Below are 2,376 nucleotides of genomic sequence, written 5' to 3'. Positions count from 1 at the left end.
TTGCCCTTATAAATAAATTAATTATTAATAATTAATTTATAAAAAATGCAAAAGTTATTTATTTTTATTTGAGTAGTTAATGACATTGTGGAAATCATGATTGCCAATAAAAAAAGAAGAGAAGGCGATTTCTCTCGAGATAAAATTCAGCAAAAATACAATGTGCTTGAAGGCGCTCGACAAAGAATTTGCTATCTTTTCGACAACTTTAACCATTTCTATGTCTCCTTCTCTGGAGGGAAAGACTCTGGCGTCCTTTTAAATCTGACTATTCAAGAAGCGAAAAAGCGTGGTCGATTACCTGTCGATGTACTCATCGTGGACTTTGAAGCTCAGTATCATGAAACTCATGCCTTCATTGAGCGCATGGTACTGGACGGAGAAATTAACCCCTATTGGGTTTGTTTACCGCTCAGCTTAAGGAATTCAATCTCACAGTTTCAACCTAAATGGCTTTGTTGGGATCCTGCTAAAGAAGCGCAATGGGTCAGGGACCGACCACCGCATAAAGGCGTGATTTCAAACCCGGATGTATTCCCTTTTTTCCAAAACGGGATGGAGTTTGAAGACTTTGTTTTTAAGTTTGCTCATTGGTACCAAAAGGAAAGGGGTGAGCCAATCGCTGTGTTAATCGGTATACGTGCTGATGAGTCTTTACATCGCTTCAATACCATTAAAAATAGGTCCAAAAAAAAATTTTCAGATAAATATTGGACGACTAAAATGCAGCCAGATGTGTATATGGCTTATCCCTTATACGATTGGAAAACTAAAGATATTTGGGTTGCGAATTACCGCTTTAGTTGGGATTACAACCGTATTTACGACTTAATGCATAAGGCCGGCGTCCCTCTTTCACAGCAGCGGCTTTGCCAACCTTTTGGAGATGAGCAAAGAAAAGGGCTGTGGCTATATCAAATATTAGAACCTGATACCTGGCAAAAATTAGTTGCCAGAGTAGAAGGATGTAACTTTGGTGCTCGATACTCAAAAAGTCAGGGGCGTATCCTTGGTTATTATCGCTTTGAATTACCACCGGGGCTTAGCTACCGGCAATACAGTAAATACCTTCTGAAAACCATGCCGCCACATGTAGAAAAACATTACCGAGACCGAATTTTTAAGTTCTTACAGTGGTGGCGTAAAAACGGTCCTCAAAAAGGAGTGACCTGCATCCCTGATTACGCAGAGAGTAAATTGGAATCTAGGAAGCAAGTTCCTAGTTGGAGAAGAATTTGTAAAGTACTGATTAAAAATGACTATTGGTGCCGAGGACTCTCTTTTGGGTACAACAAGTCCTTAGCAAAACAATACCATGCCCTCTATGGAGAAGAAGAGTGATACGAATGGAAAGTGAACCTACTCTAGCTTATCAGCATCGCACCAAGAAGCCGTTGAAATCTATCAATAACACGGACAAACAAGTCATTGATAAGGTCGCAATTTACAATAAAGCAGCCAAAGTACTCATCGAGCTTATTCCTGATTTACCGCCAGCTTGTCATGTTGAAATGATCCCACTTGATGAAATAGAAGCTAATCAATACAACCCAAATAAAATGGCGCCTCCAGAAAGCAAACTCCTAAAAACGTCGATGGAGAAAAATGGTTTAACTATGCCTATTTTGGTTAATCGTTTGAATGCTTCGGTCAAAAAATACGTTGTCATCGATGGGTTTCATCGTTATCAATTATTATTGAACCACCCAGATCTGCAAACCCTAACGGGGTACATCCCCGCGGTGGTCCTTAATTTGCCTGAAGAAAATTGCATATCGACTTCTGTTCGCCATAACCTGGCGCGTGGCTCACACCAAGTTGAACTGATTGCAGATCTGATTATTCAACTCAAAGAGATGGGATGGGCAAATCATAAAATTTGTTACGAATTGGGAATGGATAAAGATGAAGTTCTACGATTACAACAAGTCACAGGCCTCGCTGCTGCCTTTAAAGATCAAGAATTTTCACAGTCCTGGGAGTAATTGATTTTTTAGCAATCACGCCGTAAACCCTCGCCAGCTCTGAGGGCGGGGAGATAAGGCGAAAGTGCGATAGCACTTTAAGATAGACAGCCCGAAGCAGTTGATATAAGACTGTTCATGAATACAGTTAAGGATTTTGAGTGTTAAGAGCAACTAAGGCACGCATTTACCCAACGTAAGAGCAATCTGAGTTTTTAATAGCTCAGTTTGGCGTTGTGCGTTTTGCGAACCACAAAGCTCTACATTTAAAGTCGCATATGTACCGCAAGCTTCCGAAAATGAAACCTGTAGAGGCGAACATTCACCGTGAAATTGTAGGTAAAGTTAAAAGTATTACTGTCAGATTGAGTAAAACAGGTAAGTTCTACGCATCTATCCTTGTTGATGATGG

At 40.3% G+C, this 2,376-nt stretch carries 2 protein-coding genes; both read left to right on the top strand.

Going from position 1 to position 2,376, the window contains the following annotated elements:
• The first annotated feature begins 96 nt into the window (after window positions 1–96).
• Complete coding sequence (locus AB4653_RS06405; RefSeq protein ID WP_016800052.1) at window positions 97–1,341, top strand: DUF3440 domain-containing protein; 1,245 nt, start codon at window positions 97–99, stop codon at window positions 1,339–1,341.
• Window positions 1,342–1,346: 5 nt separating this feature from the next.
• Window positions 1,347–1,985 (top strand): ParB/RepB/Spo0J family partition protein, encoded by a 639-nt coding sequence (locus tag AB4653_RS06400; RefSeq protein ID WP_016800051.1) that lies wholly within the window; start codon window positions 1,347–1,349, stop codon window positions 1,983–1,985.
• Window positions 1,986–2,376 lie beyond the last annotated feature (391 nt).

The sequence above is a fragment of the Vibrio sp. 10N.222.48.A3 genome (assembly GCF_041475345.1).
GTDB lineage: Bacteria > Pseudomonadota > Gammaproteobacteria > Enterobacterales > Vibrionaceae > Vibrio > Vibrio tasmaniensis_A.
Note: the sequence above shows the minus strand (reverse complement) of the source record. Positions and strands in the feature narration are given on the sequence as shown.